Origin of the sequence: Paucibacter hankyongi (assembly GCF_037482915.1) — a bacterium.
GTDB lineage: Bacteria > Pseudomonadota > Gammaproteobacteria > Burkholderiales > Burkholderiaceae_C > Paucibacter_A > Paucibacter_A hankyongi.
The window spans coordinates 19,640-41,801 of the sequence record NZ_JBBHJX010000007.1 but is presented as its reverse complement, the minus strand read 5'-3'; the positions used below and the strand labels follow the sequence as shown (position 1 = coordinate 41,801).

Sequence of the window (22,162 nt, the reverse complement as noted above, 5' to 3'; positions counted from 1 at the left end):
GGCGAAAACTTGCCCGCAATTATCCGGGGGCACCCCCGTGTTCGAGGGGGATTGGGCCAGCATGAAGGGGCCGTCTGTGAGGGATATTTCACGCCCGGCGCGGCTGGCACCGGCGGGCGCGACATGGGTGCGGCCGCCGGTCGGGCTCAGCTCCAGAGGTCCAACGGGGCCTCGCGGGTGAGGGCTCGCAGGATGTCGCTGCGGGACAAAAAACCCAGCATATTGCCGAACTCGTCCACCACCGGCATGCCCGGCAGGCGCAGATCGAGCAGGGCCTGCGCCACCTCGCGGATCGGCGTATCCGGGCGCGCCGCAGGCACCGGGCTCCACATCACCGCCGCCACCGGTTGGCTCAGCCAATCGACCCAGGCCTGGGCGTCTTCCAGTTGCTGCGGGCCGGGCAGCAGGTCGGCCCGCAGCAGCAGGCCGACCAGGCGACCATGGGTATTGACCACCGGCGCCTGCCCCACCCCGGCTCGGCTCAAGGCAGCCAGGCCCTGGGCCAGCGTTGAATCCACCGGCACGGTGTGCAAGCGCCGGCTCATCAGTTGTTCGACCAGGCTCAAGACGCGCCGCTCGGACGCCCCATCACCCCAGCTCTGCGCCTGTTGATAGACAGCCAGGGCATCGCTGGCGCGCGGCTCGGCGCCGCCCAAGGCCGGCAGGGCCGTGTCTGGCGCGGGCCCGGCCAGCAGCACCCCGGGTGCTTGCTGGGCCGCCCCGCCCTGCACCGGCTCGACCGCCCGCACCCGTGAGACCGCTTGCACCGGCCCAAGCTCCCGCAAGCCCTCCAGCCTGCCGCTGAACACCCGCCCATTGAGCCCGTAGACGGTGAACATCTCAGTAGTCCAAGGTGCCGAACGCCGTCAAGGGTGCCGCCACGGGCGCCGCCAGTTCAACCCGGTTGCGGCCGTTTTGTTTGGCGCGGTAAAGCGCTGCGTCGGCGGAACCGACCAGGCTGTCCGCGGTGTCGCCGCCGGTGATGGCGCCGCCGCGCACACCAATGCTGATGGTCACGGCGATGCTGTGCGCGCCCCATTGGGTGGGCGTGGCCTCCACCGCCTGCCGCAGCGCCTCGGCCAGCGTCTGCGCGCCGTCCAGGCTGGTGTCGGGCAGGATGACCATGAACTCCTCGCCGCCAAAGCGGCCGATCTGGTCCTGCGCCCGCAGACGGCTTTGCAGCGTCTGCGCCACGCCGCGCAAGACCATATCGCCGGCTTGGTGGCCGTAACCATCATTGACGCGCTTGAAATGATCGATGTCCAACATCAGCACGCTCAGATACTGCCCCTGACGCTGGGCACGCGCCACCGTGTTCAAGAGCTGGTCGGTGATGGCGCGACGGTTCGCCAAGCCCGTCAACATGTCCTTCATCGCCATCTCGAAGTTGAGGCGCTCGGCGCGCTCCACCGTCATGTAGACAAAGCCCAGGGTGATGCTCAAGATCACGCACATCGAGACCAGGAAAAGCAGCCCAAGCCAAGAACTGGCGCTGACCCCGCTCGGCCCCTCGATGGCCCCCGACAAGGCGCTACCGACGCGCAGCAGCAAAATCAGCAACAGCGCGATGAAGGCCCCGACCAGGATGTAGCGCCCGCGCCCATACTGTCTTTGACTGCGGTCCAGCAGCGCCTGCAAGATCACCCCGATCTGGGCACAAAACACCAAGGACACGCCCAACACGCGCCAGCGCGCCTGCTCCAACCCCAACACGGCGATCACAAACACCAAGACCGCCGGCAATATCCAACGCAAGCCGGCCATCTCCACGCCTTGAAAACGTCGCAGGGCCAGCAGCATCAGGACAAACGCGATCGCGTAAGCGGTGTTGCCAATGATCGCCACCACGCTCTGCGGAAAGGCGTCACGCATGCCAAACAACACTTGGCTGACGGCGTAGAACAGCAGCGCCAGCGCCCAGGCCCACAAGGGGTGCCGCGCCGGCTGCCCCCAGGCCATGAATGCAACCCAGAATGCCAGCAGCAGGGCGACCGAAGTCACCACCACAAACAGGGTCGGCATGTCCAAGTTCATGGCGGGCATTCTAGAAGCCGTGCCGGCCGCCGCTAACGATTTAGTCGCGCAGGGCACAGCAAGGCCTGCAAGTGTTGCAGGCTGTCCTCATCGAGCCTGCCGCTGAGGCGTGCGAGGGACAGTTGGCGCCGCGCCAGCTCGCGGTAGAACTCGCCATGTGCGTCGCCCAGACCATCGAGCGCCCGCAGATGGGCCGCCACCACACCCTGATCGCCGCGCGAGATCGGCCCCGACAAGGCGCCGGCCAGCCCGCGCGCTGCCGCCGCATCCAGCGTGCCGCGCGCCAGCGGCAACAAGGCCGGCAAGGCCGCGTTTTCGGGCAGCCCCACGCGCGCCCACAGCTGCGCCGCCTCATCCAACATCGACAACAAGAAGCTGGCCGAGAAACTGGCCGCGGCGTGATAGGCCGCCCGGCTGCCCGGCGGCAGTTGCAGCGGCTTCATGCCCAGCACCAGGGCCAGGTCTTGCAAGCGCTGCTGCAATGCGGCGTCCGGTGCCCCCAGCTCGATGGCAACGCTGCTGCCAGCCAGCAATTGCTCGGCCCGCGCGGGGTCCGAAAAAATCTGCAAGGGATGAAAACCGGCCACCTGAGCACCGGCCCGACTGGCCGCCGCCAAGGCCGTCAACTCGGTGGCGCCGCTGCAATGCAGAGCCACCTGGCCGGGTCGCCAGGGCAGCGACTCGGCCAGGGGCGCAATCGCGTCATCGGCAACGGTCAGAAACACCCAATCAGCCTGCTGCACCGCCTGCGCCGGCGTCAGGGCTTGGCAGCCGGGCAGTTGCGCGGCCAACTCAAGCGCGGACTCCGGTGAACGACTGGCCACCGCGACCACCGGCTCACCTCGCGCCGCCCAGGCGCGCGCCAAGGTGCGGCCCAAACGGCCCGCGCCGATGAAGGCGATGCTGTTGCGCGGCATGTTCAAGCCGACCGGGCAGCGCTGGGGCTCAGGGCTTGACGAACCTCAGCGTCATACGGTCGCTCTCGCCGATGGCCTCGAAACGGGCGCGGTCCTTGTCCTTGCTGGCAAAGGTGGGCGGCAGGTCCCAGACACCGTTCGGATGATCGGCCTTGTCCTTCGGGTTGGCGTTGATCTCGCTGCTGGCAGCCAGCTTGAAGCCGGCGCCCTCGGCCATGCGGATCACATAGGCCTGATGGACATAGCCGCTCTCGGCCTTCTCCGACTGGGTGGCAGTGGCCGGCAGACGGTGATCGACCACGCCAAAGGTGCCGCCGGATTTCAAGGCCGTGAAGGCGCTCTTGAAGACAGCCTGCGTTTTGGCCTCACCCAGGGCGACCCAGTTGTGCACATTGCGGAAGGTCAGCACCATGTCGGCGCTGCCGGGCTTGGCATAGTCAAGCTTGCCGGTGCCGGCGGCGAACACCGTCACCTGGGCGCGGTCATAAAGCGCCGGCGTGGCAGCCAGCTTGTCCTTCAAGCGGGCGGCGCTGCGCTGAAAATAGGCTTGCTCGGAGGCCGGATCATCGCCGGCCAGAATCAGCTGGCCCTTGTCGCGCAGATAGGGTGCAAGGATCTCGGTGTACCAGCCGCCGCCGGGCGACAACTCGACCACCGTCATGGTCGGCTTGATGCCAAAGAAGCTCAAGGTCTCATAGGGGTGACGGGCCGCATCACGGGCGGCAAAGGCCGGGGTGCGGTGCGTGCCGGCGATAGCGGCCTTCAAGCCCTCATCCACTTGCGCATGGGCGGCAGGCGCCAGCGCCGTCATGCCGACGAACAGGGTGACGCTGGCCAACAGCGCGCTTCGACGAGACTTGAGCAAACGATTCATGGTCAATGCTTCTCCGAGTTTGGGTTCGATCAAACAGCCGCGAGTATGGCCCGAGCGCGCCGACCGTGTCGAAAGGCATGAGCGAAAATGCTCGGTTTATTCCCTCGCGGCGTTGCCCCACTGGGTTTCGCACCTCAAAAATCGCGCCCCCTCCCGACCCAGTTTCGGCGCCCGCCGCCTGGCCCCCAAGCCCTTTCTCGATTGCCCACCATGACCACACCCTCCGCCTGCCCCGTCTGCACCCTCGAAAACACCTACCGCGATGGTGCGATGACGATTTGCCCGGATTGCGGCCATGAATGGAGCGAATCCGCCGAGTCCGGCGGCGCCGATGAAGACGGACCCAAGGTGGTGCGTGACGCCAACGGCCAGCCGCTGGCCGACGGCGACAGCGTCATCCTGATCAAAGATCTGAAGGTCAAGGGCTCCTCGATCACGCTCAAAAAAGGCAGCAAGGCCAAGGGGATTCGCCTGGTCGACGGCGACCATGATGTGGACTGCAAGATTGACGGCGTCAGCCTCAGCCTCAAGTCGGAGTTCTTGAAGAAGGCCTGAGTCACTGCCTTGACTTGGCCAAGCTCTGGGCCAATTCGGGCACAACAGCGTCAATTCCAAACTAAAACGTAGGTATTCAGAGTTCTTCAGACAAGTTTCAGAACTTTTCAAACGAGATTGAGCTGCTTCCCCGCAGCATGCAGGCCTGTGACATCGACCGGCTGCAAGGCGGCGGGACGGTGTGACGCCGGGTCGGACACCGGCCACCCGGCCTCCCCCTGCGCCAAGGCGCGGGTCAATCTTTGAACGAGGACTCTGATTCATGTTGCTCACCCCCACTCACGATGCACTCTCCGATGCGCGCAGCCAGCAAGCCCTGAACGCGCTGCGTTTCACCATCGCCGTGCTGATCGCCATCCACGGCTGGACCCGTTTCCTGCATGGTCATGTGCCCGGCTTCGGCGTTTATCTGGGTCACCACGGCCTGCCCATGGCCGCCTTTCTTGGCGCCACCATGACCGCGCTCGAAGCCCTGGCCCCCTTGCTGCTGAGTTGGCGTCGCATCGTCTTCCCGATGAGCCTGGTCTATGCCTTCATTTACATGGTCGGCATCCCGGTTCACCACCTGCAAAACGGCTGGTTCTCCTCCGGCAGCGAAGTAGATGGTTGCGAATACCCGGTGCTGATGATCGTCTGCTTCCTGTGCGTGGCTTGGCAGCACGCGCCGCAATCACTGCGCCGTCGAGGGCTTGTCGCTTCAGCTTGACGAGCTTTGCCAAGCCGAATCGCGCCCCCCGTCGAAAGCCGAGGCCCCGGCGCCCTAGAATTCGCCGGCGCCGGCCTCAAACCGGCATGCGCCAGGCCCGGCCGGCGCGATCCACAAGGGGTTGCGCTGCGTAAACATTGCGGGAAGGCACTCTGACTGGGCCTGCCGTGGACCGAAGCTCCGAACAAGAATTTCTGCTGGGCGACTGGCGCGTGATGCCAAACAGCGGGCAGATTTGCCTGGCCGACAGCTGCGTTCGCCTGGAGGCCCGCAGCATGCGCTTGCTGGTCTATCTGGCCGAGCGGGCCGGTGAGGTGGTCAGCATCGAAGAGTTGCTGGAGCAGGTGTGGCCCGGCGTGGTGGTGTCGCCGGATTCGGTCTACCAAGCCATTGCCGGCCTAAGAAAGTCACTCGGGGACGATCCCCGGCAAGCCCGCTATATCGCCACCGTGCCCCGAATGGGTTACCGCTTGGTGGCCCCACTCGGCGCGGCCGATGCCGTGCCGCCCGAGGTCACTGAGGCGAGCGAACCGCCGCTCGCCGCGCTAGGCAACGCGGCAGCGCACGAGAGCGCCGCAACACCGCCCCTTTCGAACCCACCTTGGCTCAAGCCCGGCCTGATCTTGACCCTCTTGGCCCTGCTGCTGGCGCTTGGCCTAGGTCTATGGTCGAGCACCCGAACAGCAGCCAACAAGGAAGCCATCGTCGTGCTGCCGTTCTTGGATCTGAGCCCCGAGATGGATCAAGAGGTGTTTGCCGATGGCATGACCGAGTCCTTGATCGAGATGCTGGGCAAGCAGCCCAAAATCAGCGTGGCGGCGCGCTCGCTGTCATTTGCCTACAAGGGCAAGAACACGCCGATCGGCGAGATCGCCAAAACCCTGGGGGTGCACTATGTGCTGGAAGGCAGCGTGCACAAATCCGGACAGACGCTGCGGGTCAGCGCCCAACTGGTGCGGGTCGAACAAGGTTTTGTGGTGTGGTCCGAGTCCTATGACCGGCCGGCCACCGACCTGCTGATGATTCAGGACGATATCGCCGCCGAGGTTGGCCGCGCGCTGCACGGCTCACTGAACCCCTCGTCCGGCATCAAACCCAGCAAGTCTTAGGCGAGGGCCTACGCAGGCGCGCCGCCCTAAGTGCTCACCGGCAGCGCCGTCTCGTACTTGACCTCGCGCAGCACCACATTGCTGCGCACGCTGGCCACGCCGGGCACCTTGAAGATTTGGCCTTGCAGGAACAGGTCGTAGGCCTTCATATCGGGCACGACGACCTTGATCACATAGTCGGCCTCACCAGTGATGCCGTGGCATTCGATGATTTCTCGGCTGGCCTGCACCAGACGCTCGAACTGCTCCACCGCGCCCTCGCTGTGCCGCACCAGGCTGACGTTGGCCAGCACGCAGATATTGAGGCCCAGCTTTTCCCGGTCCACCAAGGCCACATGGCGGCGGATCACCCCGCTGTCTTCCAGTTCCTTGATGCGCCGCCAGACCGGCGTGGCCGACAGGCCCACCTTGTCGGCCAGCGCTTGGGTACTTTGCCGGCAGTCAGCCTGCAGGGCTTCCAAAATCTGCCTAGTGGCCCGATCAAAACGATCCATCTCCATTTAATGCTCCTTTGAGATGAATTCTCTCATTCACCCGCTTGACAGCGGTAAACAGAGCAACAAACACTTGGCCCTCTGACGAAAAATCCCGGCCACCTATCGCTCGTTCGATCGTCCCTCGAGGAAAGCCCATGTCCAGCTCAGAAATCCAAACCACCAGCCCCGCTCCCCAGGAGCCCGCGCTGCGGGACTACAAGCTCTCGGACAACCTCGCGGCCACCAGCGGCGCGGTCTTCCTGACCGGCACCCAAGCCCTGGTGCGCCTGCTGCTGGCACAGAAAGCGCAGGACGAAAGCAAGGGACTGAACACCGCCGGTTTTGTCTCCGGCTACCGCGGCAGCCCGCTGGGCATGGTGGACCAGCAGCTGTGGAGGGCCAAGAAATTCCTCGACGCCGCCAAGGTGAACTTCCTGCCCGCCATCAACGAAGACCTGGCCGCCACCGCCTGCCTCGGCGTGCAGCGCGTGGCCCTGGACCCGAAGCGCACGGCCGACGGCGTGTTCGCCATGTGGTACGGCAAAGGCCCGGGCGTGGACCGCTCGGGCGATGCGCTCAAGCATGGCAATGTCTATGGCACCTCAAAGTTAGGCGGCGTGCTGGTCGTCTGCGGTGATGACCATGGCTGCGTGTCCTCCAGCACCCCGCACCAGAGCGATCTGGCCTTGCAGGCCTGGCACATGCCCATCGTCCATCCGGGCAATGTGGCCGAATACCTGGAGTTCGGGCTCTACGGCTGGGCGCTGAGCCGCTTCTCGTCCACCTGGGTCGGCTTCAAAGCGATCTCCGAAGTGGTGGAGTCGGGCATGACGGTGGACCTGGACAGCGTGCCGCTGGACTTTGAGCTGCCGGTGGACCACAAGCCACCGGTGGACCTGCACATCCGCGCGGTGGACCTGCCCTCGCTGGAGCTGGAAACCCGTCTTGAGCACAAGCTGAACGCCGTCAAGACCTTTGCCAAGCTCAACAGCATCGACAAGCACATCGTCACCAGCCCGCGCGCGACGCTGGGCATCGTCACCGTGGGCAAGGCGCATTACGACTTCATGGAAGTGCTGCGCCGCCTGGACCTGGACCCCAACGCCCTGGCCGCGGCCGGCGTGCGGGTCTACAAGGTCGGCCTGGTGTTCCCGCTCGAAGCCTCGCGCATGAGCGAGTTCGCCCAGGGCCTGACCGATATGTTGGTGATCGAGGAGAAAGCCCCGGTCGTCGAACGCCAAATCAAGGAGCTGCTCTACCACCTGCCCGATGCGCAGCGCCCGCGTGTGGTGGGCAAGACCGATGAGCATGGCCAGGCCGTGCTGAGCGCGCTTGGCGAGCTGCGCCCTTCGCGCATCATGAACACCGTGGCGGACTGGCTGGCCCGTCTCAACCCCGCCCTGGACCGCCGCAACCTGGTGGTGGATTTCCTCACCCCCTGCCTGCTGTCCAACGCGGCCGATGGTGTGCGCCGCCAGCCCTACTTCTGCTCGGGCTGCCCGCACAACACCTCGACCAAGCTGCCCGAAGGCTCACGGGCCCTGGCCGGCATCGGCTGCCACTTCATGGCCAGCTGGATGGAGCGCGGCACCTCCGGGCTGATCCAGATGGGCGCCGAGGGCGTGGACTGGGCGGCGCACAGCCGCTTCACCACCGAGAAGCATGTGTTCCAGAACCTCGGCGACGGCACCTACTACCACTCGGGCTATTTGGCCATCCGCCAGGCCATCGCTGCCAAGACCAATATCACCTACAAGATCCTCTACAACGACGCCGTCGCCATGACCGGCGGCCAACCGGTGGACGGCACGACCAGCGTGCCCCAGATCGCCCGCCAAGTCGAAGCCGAGGGTGTGAAGCGCCTGGTGGTGGTGAGCGACGAGCCACAGAAGTACCAAGGCCACGAGAACCTGTTCCCGCCCGGCACCACCTTCCACGACCGCAGCGAGCTGGATGCGGTGCAGCGCGAGCTTCGAGAAATAGAGGGCGTGACGGTGCTGATCTACGACCAGACCTGTGCCGCCGAAAAGCGCCGCCGCCGCAAAAAGAAAGAGTTCTACGACCCGCCGAAACGCATCTTCATCAACGAGCAGGTCTGCGAGGGCTGCGGTGACTGCGGCCAGGCCAGCAACTGCCTGTCGGTCGTGCCGGTGGAAACCGATTTCGGCCGCAAGCGCGCCATCGAGCAAAGCAGCTGCAACAAGGACTTCTCTTGCGTTAACGGTTTCTGCCCGAGCTTCGTCTCGGTACATGGCGCGCAGCTGAAGAAGCGCGTCGGTGGTGGCTTCACGGCGCAAGACCTGGCACGCGAGATCGCGGCAATCGGCACGCCCAAACCCTGGAACTGGACGGGGCCGTTTGACCTCTTGGTCACCGGCGTGGGCGGCACCGGCGTGGTGACGGTGGGTGCACTCGTATCCATGGCCGCGCATTTGGAAGGCAAGCAAGCCTCGGTGCTGGACTTCATGGGATTCGCGCAAAAAGGTGGCTCGGTGCTGAGCTTTGTGCGCGTGGCGCCGACGCAAGACTTGCTCAACCAGGTGCGCATCGACACCCAACAGGCCGATGTGCTCTTGGCCTGCGATATGGTGGTGGGCGCTTCGCCCGATGCATTGGGCACCGTCAAGCCCGGCCGCACCATCATCGTGGCCAACACGCACGAGCTGCCGACCGCGGCCTTTGTGCGCAACCCTGACGCCAGCCTGCAAGGCGACTCGCTGCTGGCCAAGATGCGCCACGCGATTGCCGATGACAGCCTGCTCTCCACGCTGGATGCGCAAGCCATTGCCCAAGACCTGATGGGCGACACCATGCCCAGCAACATCATCATGCTGGGCGCCTGCTATCAGCGCGGCCTGATCCCACTGAGCCAGGCCGCTCTGCTGCGTGCCATGGAACTCAATGGCGTAGCGGTGGAAGGCAACAAGACCGCCTTTGCGCTGGGACGCTTGGCAATTGGCGCGCCCGAAGCGCTGGACCGCCTGCGCGGCGGCAGCGCGAACGAACACAAGGTGCAGCTGCTCTTGGGTCAAGACAAGCTCGACGGGCCAGACGGCTTGATCGCCCGCCGCATGCAGCATCTGAGCGCCTATCAAGATGCCGCCTATGCGCAGCGTTACGCCGATTTGGTCGCTCGCGTGCGCAAGGCCGAGTCCAGCTTGGGCGAAGCCGGCAAGGCCGAGCGCCTGTCCAAGGCCGTGGCCCGCTACTACGCCAAGCTGCTGGCCATCAAGGACGAATACGAAGTCGCCCGCCTTTACACCGACGGCAAGTTCGAAGCGGCGATGAAGGCGCAGTTCGAGAACTGGGAGCGCTTGAGCTTCCACCTGGCGCCACCGCTGATCTCCAAACCCGGCGCCGATGGTCGCGCCAAGAAGATCGAAATGGGCAGTTGGACCTTCAAGGCCTTCAAGCTCTTGGCCAAGTTCAAGGGTCTGCGTGGCGGCGCACTGGACATCTTCGGCAAGACCGAAGAGCGGCGCATGGAACGCCAGCTGATCAAAGACTACGAAGCGCTGGTCGATGAGTTACTGGCCGGCCTGACAGCCGAGAAGCTGAACATCGCCCTGCAACTGGCCCGGCTGCCCGAGCAAATCCGCGGCTACGGCCATGTCAAGCATGCGAACGTGGTGACAGCCCAGGCCAAGCAAAAGGCGCTGCTGGACCGCTTTCACGGCCGAGCCGCCGAGCCGCTGGCGCAAAGCGTGGCCATGCCGCAGCGGATCAAGAGCGTAGCGGAGCTATGACGAGACACTGAGCGCTGTGCAAGCTTCGCCCGTGCCGGTACTTTGGCCCCACCCACTTCAGGTTATCGTTAGAGGGTGAAACACCCGGCTCGCTTCTCTCGTCTAAACCATTCATCGCTGCGCCTGCTGGCCGGGCTGTGGATTGGTTTGGCTTGCAGCGCGGCGGGGAGTAGCGCCCAGGCTGCACCGGCAGCGTCTATCGCGCCCGTTGTCCCGATCTGCGTCGGTGATTTCCCGCCTTTCAACAGCCCCAGGCTGCCCAAAATGGGGCCTGTGATCGAGATCACCACCGAGGCCTTCAAGCGCTCGGGCTATGTCGTGCAGACACACTTCATGCCCTGGGCCCGCATCCTGAAAGAAGGCGAAGACACGCGCTGCCTGGTGTTGGGCATTTGGCGCAATCCACAGCGAGAACAGCTATTCAACTTCTCATTGCCGATTGTTCAGCAGGAGCTGGGCTTCTTCGTCAGGCGTGACTCCACGCTCAAAGACTGGCGCGAGCCCGGCGCGCTCCAGCAGCAGCTGATCGGCGTGGAACGAGGCAGCTATTTGCCACCTGCGCTGCAAGAAGCAGGGCTGCGTCTGGACCCTTCGGGCGGCATCAAATTTAATCTACTCAAACTCGCGCGAGAGCGGATACAACTGGCATTTGGCAACAAGGACAGCGGCGAGTACGCCATCAGGAACGAGCCCGGCCTGCAAGGCACGGTGCAGTGGCTGCCGCCCGGCATTGAGCGCAAGGACACCTACCTGGCTTGCGCCAAAAGCCACCCCGAGCAGGAGGCCCTGCTCGGCGCCTTCAACCAAGGCCTGCGCAGTATGCGGGCGGATGGCAGCTATCAAAAAATCCTCAGTAACGCAGGGCTGAGCACGGCGGCACCCTGACTATCGCGGGGTCAGTTCTTGCCCGCTGGCATGAAAGTTCAGGCAAATGCTTGACTCAAACGGCAGCGCTTCGGCTAGCATGGCCCGAGTGGATATATAGCCCGTGAATGGAGTCATTGACATGAACTTCTCCAGCCTTTCCATCAGCGCCAAAATCGGCGCCGGCTTTGCGGCCATCGTGGCCCTGGTTTTCGCCCTAGGGCTGCTGGCCCTGTCGCAACTGAGTTCGGTCAATGACTCGACCGAACAGATCGCCACCAACAACCTGCCCAGCGTCATGACCGCGGCTCGAATGGGCAACTTGCTGCAGTTGATACGTCGAGCAGAAGCCCGCCATGTGATGTCGGTCAATGATGGCGAAATGGACGAACAAGAAGCCCGAATAGCAAAGACCCGCAAGGAGCTGGCGGATCTAGAACCTGAGGCGGCCAAGATATTTGACTCGGAGGCGGAAATCAAAGCACTCGCTGCCTTCAAGCAGCACCGGGATGAGTGGTATGCCGTATGGGATCAAAAGCTGCGCCCGGTTTCTCGCAAAGGTGAAGCCGGCGCTGCAGAGGCGCAAAAACTGTACCGGGAAGATTCTTCTGCAACGTTCAACAAAGCACTGGCCGATGCGGAGCAGCTGGGAGCGATCAACGCCAAGAGCTCAGCGGCCGCCTGGACGAGTGCGCAGGCCACCTACTCTCAGGCCCGTATGCTGGTGATCATTGCCATCGTGTTTGCCGTCGTGCTCGCGGTGGCCTTGGCCCTGATGATTTCGCGAGCGATCGCCAAGCCCATTGAAGCGGCCGTCAATTCCGCCAATGCCATTGCAGACGGCGATATGACCCAGGTCATCCACGCCGAAGGCCGCGATGAAACCGCGCGCTTGTTGCAGGCCCTTGAAACCATGCGCGCCAACTTGGTGAAAGTGGTGGGTACCGTGCGCCAAGGCTCGGAAGCCGTGGCCACCGCCTGTGCCGAAATCGCCTCGGGCAATAACGACCTGTCTGCACGCACCGAGCAGCAAGCCAGTGCGCTGGAAGAAACTGCCTCCAGCATGGAAGAGCTGGGCGCCACCGTCAAGCAAAACGCCGACTCGGCCCGTCAAGCCAATCAATTGGCCCAGAAGGCATCGAATGTGGCAGTGGAAGGCGGTGAAGTGGTCGGCCAGGTGGTGGAAACGATGAAGGGCATCAACGAGTCCAGCCGCAAGATCAGCGACATCATCAGCGTCATCGACGGCATCGCCTTTCAAACCAATATCCTGGCGCTGAATGCAGCGGTGGAGGCGGCTCGGGCAGGTGAACAGGGACGTGGTTTCGCCGTTGTGGCTTCGGAGGTTCGCTCACTGGCCGGCCGTTCGGCCGAGGCGGCCAAGGAAATCAAGACTTTGATCAATGCCAGCGTTGAGCGCGTCGAACAAGGCACCGCGCTGGTGGACAAGGCCGGCACCACGATGACCGAGGTGGTCAGCAGCATTCGCCATGTCACCAACATCATGGGCGAGATCAGCGCTGCGAGCAGCGAACAGGCCTCCGGTGTGGCCCAGGTGGGCGAAGCGGTCACGCAGATGGACCACGCCACGCAGCAGAACGCAGCCTTGGTAGAACAAATGGCCGCCGCAGGCAGCAGTTTGAAGACGCAAGCCGAAGAGCTGGTGGCCGGCGTGGCCTATTTCAAACTGCGCTAGACAGAGGCATCACGATGCCGGCTGTATCGCCAAGCAAGACGCTACCGAGCTGCGGCCTAAGCCAAGCCCTTGAACGGGCCTGAGCTGAGCCAACGCTCGATCTGCGCCTGCCTGTCATTGCCCCAGAAGGGCTCGCCGTCGATGATGAAATACGGGGCGCCAAAGACGCCCGCCGCAATCGCGGCGTCATTGGCCGCTTTCAAGCATTCCTTCCATTGCGGGTCCGACCAGGCGGCCTCAGCGGCGTCTCCATCCAAGCCACTTTGCACGGCCAGTTCTTTCAGCTGGACGGGGTCATTCAAGGCCACGCCGCGCGCGAAATAGGCGCGAAAGCCCGCCCGCGCCCAGGCCACAGCGCTTGCAGGATCTTGGCTGTTGAGCCACCAAAAAACCCGCGCCGCGTTTTGCGTGGGGATGGGGAAATTCTCCGGTTGGCGATAAGGCAAACCGGCGAACTGCGCCGAGCGCTCAAAGTCACGCAAGGCATATTCGCGCTTGAGGGGATAGGCGACCGGGGGCTTCAACTCGGCCGCCTGGAAAGTCGCACCAAGCAGGATCGCATGCCATTGCACGCGGCGACCATGGCGCGCGGCCACAGCACCGATCCACTCCGAAGCGATATAGGAATACGGCGAGGAGAAATCGAAATAGAACTGGATGGGGCCGCGCTGCATGGCTTGCGCGGCGCGCTCAGGGAAAGTGGTTTCTAGCATGGCTCAACCGTAGTGCATTTCAAGGCAAAAGTGCAGCCGGACAAGCGAGCAGGTTCGCCCGCAAAACTACAGCCACAACAAGGCTGGTGCGACTGACGCACCAGTGCAATCGAGCAAGCCCTCCACCACCATTGCTGCAGGGATGCCGCTGATAAAAAAAGGGACCAGACCCGCCGGTCTGGCCCCTCGCTGCAAGCGACTGAAATCAGGGAGTAATGACCAAGAAGCTGTCGTTACTGCTGTCCGTGTCAGCGGCGGTTCGCACACTGGTGTTGAACCTCAAGCCTTGGGTGACGCCGGGCGCAAACTGGTAAGGCAGCGTGATCACCAGGGAAGCATCTTTCGGCAGATTGGGAATGTTCATCACGCCCACCTTCAGTTCAGTTGGGCATACGGCTCCGCCCGAGGCGCTGCAGCTGATGGTGCCCAAGATAGGCGCAGTGGGGTTGCTCAGCAGATCAGTGCCCAAAGAAACATCCGTGGCGGCATCCGGTCCTTTGTTGGTCACAGTGACCACATAGTTAAAGCTGCCACCGGCCGGAACGGCGGTGCTGGGGCCAGTGGCTTGCACGGCGGCATCAACGCTGTAGACCTTGAAGCCGACCGAATGGTTGGCATTCGAAACCTGCCCGCTGTTGGTGGTGCTGGCAGAAGCCCCCATATTGATCACTTTGCTGGTGCCCAGTTTGAGCAAGCCGGCCACCTCGAATGTGAGCGAAGTGCCGGGCTGCAGCTTGCTGACGGTCATGCGCGAACCCAGGCCCGGGCAGGCCGAGGCGGGATTGTCCGTCGTGCACTTGACCACCTTCAGACTCTCCAAATCAGCATCGGCCGTGATGTTGAAGTCGGTCGTTTCCGCCACACCCTTGCCGACATTGGTGAGCTTGATGGTCGCCACTGGTTGGCTGGTGCTGTTCGAGGGAGTCGGGCTGCTGATCGGCTTGACCAAAACGGCCAACTCCGCAGCATCCACCGGAGGAGGTGGTGTCACCTCGCCGCCGCCACCACCGCCGCCGCCACATGCGCTCAGCAGGGCAGCCGCCGACAAAGTCATCAAAGCCAGCAAGGGGCGAAGACGGGGGCTGGTATTGATGTGGGCGGCTTGCTTATCCATGGATATTCCTCGAGAGCTTTCAAAAAGGCTGGGGTCTAGGCCTGGCGGCGAAATGTGTCTAACACCCCTGAAAACTAGGTGTTTTGGACAGCTAGGCGGCATTTTAAAAATGCTGGTTTCGCTTGTCTGTGTGTGTTTTGTACAGACCCTGGTGCCGCTGCGGGCATACGGAGTCAAGCAACGGGCTCCGCCGCAGGGTCACAAGGAAGGGCCAAGAGGCAGGCCGCTCAGATGTCCCGTGCCGGCACCGTGACCCTTGCCAGCCTGGCTGAGCCGAGTTTGAACTGCGAGGGCAGCAGGTCCAAGGCGGCCGAATTCCAAGCACCCATCAAGCAAATTTGCAGCCAATTGCGCTCTTGCAAATAGCTGCTCTGCCAGGCCAGCTTGAAGCCTGCACGCTCGAGCCAGGGGCCTAATCGGCTGGCGCGCAGCGAGGGGTCAAGCACCAAGGTCAACACACCCGGCATCGCTTCGGGCCCGCTGACCAGCAACTGCCATGGCGCCTCGCCGGCCACAGCCGTGGCCTCGTTCGCCAAGGCCTCCCGCAAAAAGGCATCCGCTTCAGACACCGACTGCCAGCGGGCCGTCCAATCGATGTCTAGGGCCGCCTCCAAAGCCGCCAACAAATTTGAACTCTGGGTGTAAGGCACCCCTTGCGCCTGCGCAAAAACGCCCAGGTCAATGGCGCGCGGCAGTTGCCCTGGCGCGTGCAAAGCGCCGTTGTGCAGCACGATCGCCAGGCCCGGATACGCCCCCAGTGCCTTACCGCTGACAGCGCTGGCCAGCCACACGCCCTGCAGGTCCATTGGCTGCAGCCCCAAGGCGCTGACCGCATCCACACACAGCCGAGCGCCCACACGCGCACAGGCCCCCTTTAAGAGCGGCAGCGAGTTGCGCATTCCGGTGGAGGTTTCGCACAGCACCACCCACAACCAAGCGGGGCGCTGCTCATCCATGGCTTGGTTCAAGCGCTCAGCCGACAAGGCCTCGCCCCAACCCAAATTCAACACCTGATGCGGCAAGCGCCAGCGCCGAGCGTGGTCCGCCAAGCGCTCGCCGAACTCGCCATTGCTGATGACCCAGCCTGGCTGGTTCAACAAAGAGAGCTGCCCCGCGACGGCGTCATTGGCCAGGGTGCCCGTACCCGGGAACACCAAGGCATCTTCGCAAGAGGCCAGCTCACACAAGCGCTGGCGAACTCGCCCCAAGCGCTGCAGATGCTGCGCGCCGCGGTGCGAATGCGCCGGCTCAGCCAGCGCTTGCGCCACCGCCGGCGAGATGGCCACAGGCCCCGGCAAAAAGCTGGCGTGCTGCCCATCCGAGAGGTATTCAAGATGCGCCGCCTTCGCCGCGTACTCAGGCAGGCGCATCAGCATCGGCTGGTAAGGCGCATCCGTCGTACCGACCAAAGGGCCGAAGGGTTCGAACCCCAAGTGCCGATAAAGCTTGGTCTGCCGCAAGGTGCCGGAGATCAAAGCCAGGTCACAGCCCTGGCCGCGGAAGTAACGCGCCAACACACCGGCCAAGCGCGCAAACACCGCATGCTTGCGAAACGCAGGATCAACCGCCAAGAGACGAATTTCCACCGCCTTTTGGTGCGGCGGCAAATGCTGATCGAGTTCGGCAAGCTTGCCGTCCAAAGAAAAGGGGCGCTGGCAGCGGCCGGCAATCATGCCCACCACCTCGCCCTGATTCAGGCAGATGGCATAGGTGTTCTCGGCATGAAAGCGATCCACCAAGCGCCGCTCGGCGTTGCTGGCATGTTGCGGGATTTCTTCGACAAAGGTCCGGTAGTTGAGCCTGTGAATGGCTTCGAACTCTTCGGGTCGATCGGCGATCTTGAAACTCAGGGCATGGGATGACATAGGCCGAATGGTAGGCCAGGGCCTCGGCCGCCTCAGCCCGGCCCGCCGGGCAATCGGCCAAGTCGCAGAACATGCGCCGCTTGGGCGCAGTTCATAGGCCCCAAGCAACCAAAGCCGATTAAGTCAGCGCGCGCCCGATCAAAATCTTTTGCACTTCCGAGGTGCCTTCATAGATCTGGCAGACGCGCACATCGCGGTAGATGCGCTCGACCGGGAAGTCGCTCACATAACCGTAGCCGCCATGCACCTGGATCGCATCGGAACAGACGCGCTCGGCCATCTCGGTGGCGAAGAGCTTGGCCATGGCCGCCTCTTTCAGGCAGGGCTGGCCGGCGTCTTTCAAGCTGGCGGCGTGGTGGATCAGCTGGCGCGCCGCTTCGATCTGCGTGGCCATGTCGGCCAGTTTGAAATTGATGGCTTGGTGGTTGAAGATGGCCTGGCCAAACGAAGTGCGCTCCTTGCTGTACTTCAAGGCCGCCTCAAAGGCCGCACGCGCCATGCCGACCGCTTGCGAGGCAATGCCGATGCGGCCGCCCTCCAGGCCCGACAAAGCGATCTTCAAACCCTGACCTTCTTCACCCAAGCGATTCGCCACCGGCACGCGGCAGTTCTCAAAGCGGATCTGCGCGGTGTCGCTGGCGTGCTGGCCCATCTTGTCTTCGATGCGGTCCACTTCGTAACCGGGCGTTGTGGTCGGCACCAAGAAGGCGCTGATGCCCTTCTTGCCGGCGGCCTTGTCGGTCACCGCCATGACGATGGCCACATCGCCATTCTTGCCGCTGGTGATGAACTGCTTGACGCCGTTCAGCACATAGGCGTCGCCGTCGAGCACTGCGGTCGTGCGCAGGCCGCCGGCCTCCGATCCCACATGCGGCTCGGTCAGGCAGAACGCGCCCAACATATCGCCGCGCGCCAGCGGCTTCAGGAAGCGCTGCTTTTGGTCTTCATTGCCAAAAGCCATCAGGATGGAGCAGACCGGGCAGTTGTTGACGCTGACCACGGTGGAGGTGGCGCCGTCCCCGGCGCCGATCTCTTCCAAGATGATGCTCAGCGCCAGATAGTCCAGACCCGCGCCGTCGTACTCGGTGGGCACCGCCACGCCGTAGCAACCCAGCTCGGCCAGGCCCTGCAGCTCAGCGGCTGGGAAGTGATGGGTCTTGTCCCATTGCGCCGCCTTCGGGGCGATCTCGGTTTGCACATAGGCGCGGATCGCGTCCTGGATGGCGCGGTGGTCGTCGGAAAGCAACATGGCGTTTGTCTCGGATAGGTCTGTATTCAAGCGCCACGCGCATCAAGCGCGCGGCAAAACCTGAACGATACCGCGTCTGGCGAAGTCTGCCTTCGCCGAGGCGCAGGGTGCGGTCCGTTCACCGGCTCACCAGCTCAGTCGTTCGCCGTCGTAATTGATGAAGCTGCCGCTGTCGGCTGGGCTCAAACCCGCCATCACCGCGCGCATGCCGGCCACGCTGGTGTGCACCTCGATGTCCGCGCCCTCGCCACCCATCTCGGTACGCACCCAGCCGGGGTGGACGCTGATGCACACCGCCTTGCCTTGAAGCAAAAGCGACGCGTCCTTCAGCACCGAATTCACCGCCGCCTTGGAGGCGCGGTACAGCCAGCCCTGGCCATTGCTGCGCAAGCTGATCGAGCCCATGCGCGAGGAAATGATGGCCAGCCGCGCACCCGGCGCCAGCGCGTCTTGCAGCTGAGGCAACACCCGCATCGGCCCCAAGACATTGGTTTGCATGACGGTGTTGAACTCCGCCTCGGTCGGCGTTTGCAGCCCTGTCGAGCGCGGGCCGTACACACCCGCCACCAAGACCACCTGATCGAAGGCATAGCCATCGATCTGCCAGGCCAGGCCCGAGGCGCTGGCCGTGTTCATGACGTCCAACTTCAGCGCCACCGCACCCAGATCACGCAGGCGCTGCAGCCCCGCCTCGTCGCGCGCCGTGGCCACCACCCGGTCGCCCGCTTCGCGCGCCTGCCGCACCCATTCGAAGCCAATGCCGCGCGAAGCGCCGACGATCAAAACACTGTTGCGACTGCCCATCTTTGCTCACCCTCGTTTGTCTGACTGACCGACAGACTGATTGATTGAATGCCTGCTGGGTGTATCCCAATGAAACTGGATTGTCGGGGAATGCGTTTGGCGCTCTACCTGCTGTGAAACACCTGATCGCCAAGGCAGCGCCTAGACCGCCTGCATGAACATACGTCCGCCCCTCCGCCCTCTCCGCGCTGGAAGCCAGCGAAGCGATAGATGCCGCAGGCGGCGGCCGCTTGCTGGTGGTTTGCAACAGCTTTGATGAATTCAGGTCGACCTGGAGTTGCTGCATAAGGGCGAGCCGCGAGATCTGACCGAGCTGATGAATAGCAGCGGCGACAACAACGCAGACGCCGCCGAAATGGGCTGCCCCCCCCTGCGCCACCCTGAGCGCCAGCCTTGAGCACTACACCGTGGCTTTGGGTCTAAGGCTAGCCTCAACACTTCTACGAGAAACTTGCAACTGACCGGGGAAATCCCCAGTTAGATTTCGCCCAGCCATGGACATCGCCTCCGGCAATGCTGGCAATATAGTGGGCGAACCAGTCAGCCATTGGCTTTGCTGACATCTGTAACTGACGCCGCTTGTTTCAGGAAATTTAATGTCGCATGACACACCAACTCACCCGCAAAAATTTCTGTGCAATCAGACACTTACCCCTAAGTGCATGGCGCCTGTTATGACGACACCGGTTTTGATAAGCGGCGTTTGCCGTCGATATACAACACGTTAGCCATTCACACACGAGGCCGAGACATGACCGCCAGCATCACTAAGCGCGAGGCAATCACAACGGTTAGCCAGGCATTCAATCTCTCCCTCGCTAACGCAACAACGCACTTCGCAAACGTCAATGCCAGCAAGTCGGTTTGGTGGTTTGACATTCCAGTTGAAAAGTTCACATCTGGCCGGTATGAGGCGCTTGATCTGTTGTTAGTGAGCAGCGACTCCACGTCCATTCATCATCTCCGCGTTCCAACGGCGTACGTTCGAGATAACTTGGCGAAGTTTCATATTCGCGACGACAAAGGCTCTGTCAGCCTTGAGCTTTCATCGCGTGTCAGTCAACTGTTTCAGGACGTCCGTCCGGGGAGCGAAAAGCTTTCGTTCTCGCAGTTTCTGTTGAATACCTTGCCGCTGTAGGCAGAACCATGGCGCTTCAAACGGCTAACAAGTCTGTCAACGGGACGCCAAAAAGCGTTGCTTTTTGGTGCCCTCCGCTGCGCGCCGGCGCCCGTTACGTCCAACGTTAGGCCTCAGCAAGTGACAAAGCGAATAGAGCTACGTCGGGATGAAGGAACGGACCAGCGCCTTGAGATGCTCCGCGCATCGGCGGCCGCAACGCATTCAGCACTAGCTGCGGCCGTTGCAGGAGCAGACCCACTTCGCGCCCTTACGCGAATGAAGTTCGAACCCTTGGGCCACGATCCGTTGGATCGATCGAGGCGCCTGAATCTGATTGAACAGCTGAACCAAACATTTACCTACCTGGCGGCGTTCAGGGCGGCCGAGATACTCTTTGAACGACATCCGGCTGTTGCTGGTTTGACGCTCAACTTGGGCAACGTTTCTGGCTGGGACATCGAGACCTCTGAAGATGGCGGCATCGTCGCGGAGGTATTCGCCGCGGTGACGCCGACGAACAATCAGAAGCTAATTGCTGATGTAAAGAAGTTGCTCTTGGCACACCATGCTCATCGCTATGTGTTCTACATGTGCCCCGGGCTCCCTCCAGGGCAGGTTCCGCACAAGCTTGCTGGTGAGCGCGTCAGGGTTTGGTCCCTCGGGGAGGCTGCGTGAGGCCTAACCTGTCGTTCAACCGGACTCGCTACATTGGGCATCGAAAGACACCCGCAGTTGCCCATGAACTACTCTGCCCGTGATCTGATCCTGAATGCCACCTACACGCTGTTTCGCGATGGCCAGGTCGACGCCACAAGTCAGTACTTCGCTCCTGACTACGTGGTTCACCTCACGGATCAGGACGTACAAGGTGGAACAAGTTTGGTTCGATCAGTTGTCGATCTGTATCGCGGAGCGTTTCCCGACCTGAGTGTTGAGGTGCAGTTCTTCCTTGATTCATCAGACACCGTGAACTGGCAGAGGACCATGCGCGCAACCCATACAGGTTCCTTCAAAGGATTCCCTGGTACAGGTCAGCCCATCATCTGGCGCGAGATGGTGGTCAGTCGCTTTTCCGGCACACTCATTGCGGAGGAATGGGTCGTCACGGAACTTGCTGAGCGACTGCTTCTCGCCCGAAAGTCGCTTTCTCGAAGCTTGCAGAAGCCGAAGCGGCAAGGCGGCGATGCCTAACTCAAACCTCAACGGTAAACCCAGTCTTGAAGGAAGGCGGCGTGCTTTTGCAGTGCAGGAGCACGTGCTTGCTACTTGACGAGGTCGGCTAACGGGTGACCCCAACTGTTACACGCTCAGCTGGCGAAGCCAAAAGGACGGGCTGGCGTTTGAGCGCATGAACAAGACCGCAGCGGCCTTACCGAGCACTGTCTCGCGGCGCGTCCAACAGTCCGTACTGGGCGGAAATCCTTCTGATCGCCCCGCTCTTGGCCATGGCCTTGAATTCAAGGTTGAAGGCATCGACCTCGGCATCGTCAAGGGCTTTGCGAGAGAAGGCCACGCCCAAGTGGTTGAGGTCGGCCACCAGGATGGGCTCCAACGCGACTCCCTGGCGGCGCGCCTCGAAGACAAAGGAAGGGCCGATGCCAAAGATGGCGCCGTCGGCGCCGAATCGGTCAAGCTTCAAAAGCTTGACCAAGGTTTCGACATTCGCTTCTTCGCTGATTTTTAGTTGTTCGATGCGCGCCTGACGCTCACGCAGTTTTCTCGCGCTGGTCGATCCCCGGACCACGCCAATCATCACGCCGTTCAATTCGGCCTCGCTGCGCAGCGTTTTGCTCTTGCCGGCAATGCGCAGATACGCCACATTGGCGGGGAAGATCGGGGCAGGGTTGAACAAGATGTCCGCCCTGTCCTTGTTGAACGACAGGCCCACCACGCCATCGAAAGCGCCCGCCTTGACTTCGGTCCAAGCGCGCGCCATGGGACGCACTTCATAGCTACATGTATGGCCTAGCCGGGCACAGGCGAGATCCAACGCCTGCACAATCGCCCCGTTGGGCCGTCCGTCGGCAAGCCAGAAGTACGGCGGCTGGTCGGGCCCGACGAACTTCAATTCGCGCGCGAACGCACTTGCCGGCGATAACAAGACAAACCAGCACACCAAGTGCCACAAAGTCTTGCCAATAGCGTGGTGCGGGACGAGTGTGGGTTTCATCTTCAAGGGATTGGGAGCTGGGGACATTGTGGCAATTTGGCGAGGCGCAGGAACCTGAGAACCAGGTCTAAGGCCTTCAATCAATAGCCCAGACTCCTAACTCCCACACCCGACGTTGACCGATCACGGCCCGGCTTTTCCGCTTCGCCT

The 22,162-nt window shown here is 62.7% G+C and carries 20 protein-coding genes; 9 read left to right on the top strand and 11 right to left on the bottom strand.

Going from position 1 to position 22,162, the window contains the following annotated elements; translation table 11 throughout:
• Nucleotides 1–146: 146 nt before the first annotated feature.
• From WG899_RS12145 to WG899_RS12130, 4 genes are read right to left on the bottom strand one after another with little or no spacing between them, the layout of a single operon-like run.
• The gene (locus tag WG899_RS12145; RefSeq protein ID WP_339595918.1) at nt 147–839 is read right to left on the bottom strand and encodes a CBS domain-containing protein; all 693 of its coding nucleotides are present in this window, start codon (nt 837–839) and stop codon (nt 147–149) included.
• A 1-nt stretch (nt 840) separates the two neighbouring features.
• A complete protein-coding gene (locus WG899_RS12140) occupies nt 841–2,034 on the bottom strand; it encodes a GGDEF domain-containing protein (protein WP_339595917.1) in 1,194 nt (397 codons plus the stop codon).
• 32 nt (nt 2,035–2,066) lie between these two features.
• Entirely contained in the window at nt 2,067–2,951 is an 885-nt protein-coding gene (locus WG899_RS12135) for a Rossmann-like and DUF2520 domain-containing protein (RefSeq protein WP_339595916.1), read from the bottom strand.
• 28 nt (nt 2,952–2,979) lie between these two features.
• Complete coding sequence (locus WG899_RS12130; protein ID WP_339595915.1) at nt 2,980–3,825, bottom strand: class I SAM-dependent methyltransferase; 846 nt, start codon at nt 3,823–3,825, stop codon at nt 2,980–2,982.
• 210 nt (nt 3,826–4,035) lie between these two features.
• On the opposite strand from WG899_RS12130, the gene WG899_RS12125 reads away from it, so the two are divergent.
• The 3 genes from WG899_RS12125 to WG899_RS12115 all read left to right on the top strand — a co-directional run bounded on the left by WG899_RS12125 (nt 4,036) and on the right by WG899_RS12115 (nt 6,195).
• Nucleotides 4,036–4,380, top strand: a complete 345-nt coding sequence (locus tag WG899_RS12125; protein ID WP_339595914.1) for a zinc ribbon domain-containing protein YjdM — start codon at nt 4,036–4,038, stop codon at nt 4,378–4,380.
• Nucleotides 4,381–4,642: 262 nt separating this feature from the next.
• A complete protein-coding gene (locus tag WG899_RS12120; RefSeq protein WP_339595913.1) occupies nt 4,643–5,086 on the top strand; it encodes a hypothetical protein in 444 nt (147 codons plus the stop codon).
• A gap of 167 nt (nt 5,087–5,253) precedes the next feature.
• Nucleotides 5,254–6,195, top strand: coding sequence for a winged helix-turn-helix domain-containing protein (locus WG899_RS12115; protein ID WP_339595912.1), 942 nt, complete (start codon nt 5,254–5,256; stop codon nt 6,193–6,195).
• A gap of 26 nt (nt 6,196–6,221) precedes the next feature.
• Here WG899_RS12115 and WG899_RS12110 read toward each other — a convergent pair whose 3' ends face one another.
• Nucleotides 6,222–6,695 (bottom strand): Lrp/AsnC family transcriptional regulator, encoded by a 474-nt coding sequence (locus WG899_RS12110; protein ID WP_339595911.1) that lies wholly within the window; start codon nt 6,693–6,695, stop codon nt 6,222–6,224.
• 146 nt (nt 6,696–6,841) lie between these two features.
• On the opposite strand from WG899_RS12110, the gene WG899_RS12105 reads away from it, so the two are divergent.
• The 3 genes from WG899_RS12105 to WG899_RS12095 all read left to right on the top strand — a co-directional run bounded on the left by WG899_RS12105 (nt 6,842) and on the right by WG899_RS12095 (nt 12,977).
• Nucleotides 6,842–10,417: an indolepyruvate ferredoxin oxidoreductase family protein gene (locus tag WG899_RS12105; protein ID WP_444718844.1), complete on the top strand. Its 3,576-nt coding sequence runs from the start codon at nt 6,842–6,844 to the stop codon at nt 10,415–10,417.
• A gap of 75 nt (nt 10,418–10,492) precedes the next feature.
• Nucleotides 10,493–11,302: a substrate-binding periplasmic protein gene (locus tag WG899_RS12100; protein WP_339595909.1), complete on the top strand. Its 810-nt coding sequence runs from the start codon at nt 10,493–10,495 to the stop codon at nt 11,300–11,302.
• A gap of 121 nt (nt 11,303–11,423) precedes the next feature.
• On the top strand, nt 11,424–12,977 hold the full coding sequence (locus WG899_RS12095) for a methyl-accepting chemotaxis protein (protein ID WP_339595908.1): 1,554 nt from the start codon (nt 11,424–11,426) through the stop codon (nt 12,975–12,977).
• A gap of 56 nt (nt 12,978–13,033) precedes the next feature.
• Here the strand turns inward: WG899_RS12095 and WG899_RS12090 are convergent, their stop codons facing one another.
• The 5 genes from WG899_RS12090 to WG899_RS12070 all read right to left on the bottom strand — a co-directional run bounded on the left by WG899_RS12090 (nt 13,034) and on the right by WG899_RS12070 (nt 18,722).
• Nucleotides 13,034–13,690, bottom strand: a complete 657-nt coding sequence (locus WG899_RS12090) for a 2-hydroxychromene-2-carboxylate isomerase (protein WP_339595907.1) — start codon at nt 13,688–13,690, stop codon at nt 13,034–13,036.
• Between the two features lie 205 nt (nt 13,691–13,895).
• A complete protein-coding gene (locus WG899_RS12085; protein ID WP_339595906.1) occupies nt 13,896–14,804 on the bottom strand; it encodes a hypothetical protein in 909 nt (302 codons plus the stop codon).
• Nucleotides 14,805–15,031: 227 nt separating this feature from the next.
• A complete protein-coding gene (locus WG899_RS12080; RefSeq protein ID WP_339595905.1) occupies nt 15,032–16,669 on the bottom strand; it encodes a GNAT family N-acetyltransferase in 1,638 nt (545 codons plus the stop codon).
• Between the two features lie 118 nt (nt 16,670–16,787).
• Nucleotides 16,788–17,918, bottom strand: coding sequence for an acyl-CoA dehydrogenase family protein (locus WG899_RS12075; RefSeq protein ID WP_339595904.1), 1,131 nt, complete (start codon nt 17,916–17,918; stop codon nt 16,788–16,790).
• Between the two features lie 126 nt (nt 17,919–18,044).
• Nucleotides 18,045–18,722 carry an SDR family oxidoreductase gene (locus tag WG899_RS12070; RefSeq protein ID WP_339595903.1) on the bottom strand — a complete coding sequence of 226 codons (678 nt, stop codon included), beginning with the start codon at nt 18,720–18,722 and terminating at the stop codon, nt 18,045–18,047.
• Nucleotides 18,723–19,473: 751 nt separating this feature from the next.
• Between WG899_RS12070 and WG899_RS12065 the strand changes: the two genes are divergently transcribed.
• The 3 genes from WG899_RS12065 to WG899_RS12055 all read left to right on the top strand — a co-directional run bounded on the left by WG899_RS12065 (nt 19,474) and on the right by WG899_RS12055 (nt 21,033).
• A complete protein-coding gene (locus tag WG899_RS12065; protein WP_339595902.1) occupies nt 19,474–19,860 on the top strand; it encodes a hypothetical protein in 387 nt (128 codons plus the stop codon).
• A 258-nt stretch (nt 19,861–20,118) separates the two neighbouring features.
• Nucleotides 20,119–20,517 carry a hypothetical protein gene (locus tag WG899_RS12060; protein WP_339595901.1) on the top strand — a complete coding sequence of 133 codons (399 nt, stop codon included), beginning with the start codon at nt 20,119–20,121 and terminating at the stop codon, nt 20,515–20,517.
• Between the two features lie 63 nt (nt 20,518–20,580).
• The gene (locus WG899_RS12055; RefSeq protein ID WP_339595900.1) at nt 20,581–21,033 is read left to right on the top strand and encodes an ester cyclase; all 453 of its coding nucleotides are present in this window, start codon (nt 20,581–20,583) and stop codon (nt 21,031–21,033) included.
• Nucleotides 21,034–21,211: 178 nt separating this feature from the next.
• On the opposite strand, the gene WG899_RS12050 is transcribed toward WG899_RS12055, so the two are convergent.
• Nucleotides 21,212–22,012, bottom strand: coding sequence for a substrate-binding periplasmic protein (locus WG899_RS12050; RefSeq protein WP_339595899.1), 801 nt, complete (start codon nt 22,010–22,012; stop codon nt 21,212–21,214).
• Between the last annotated feature and the right edge of the window lie 150 nt (nt 22,013–22,162).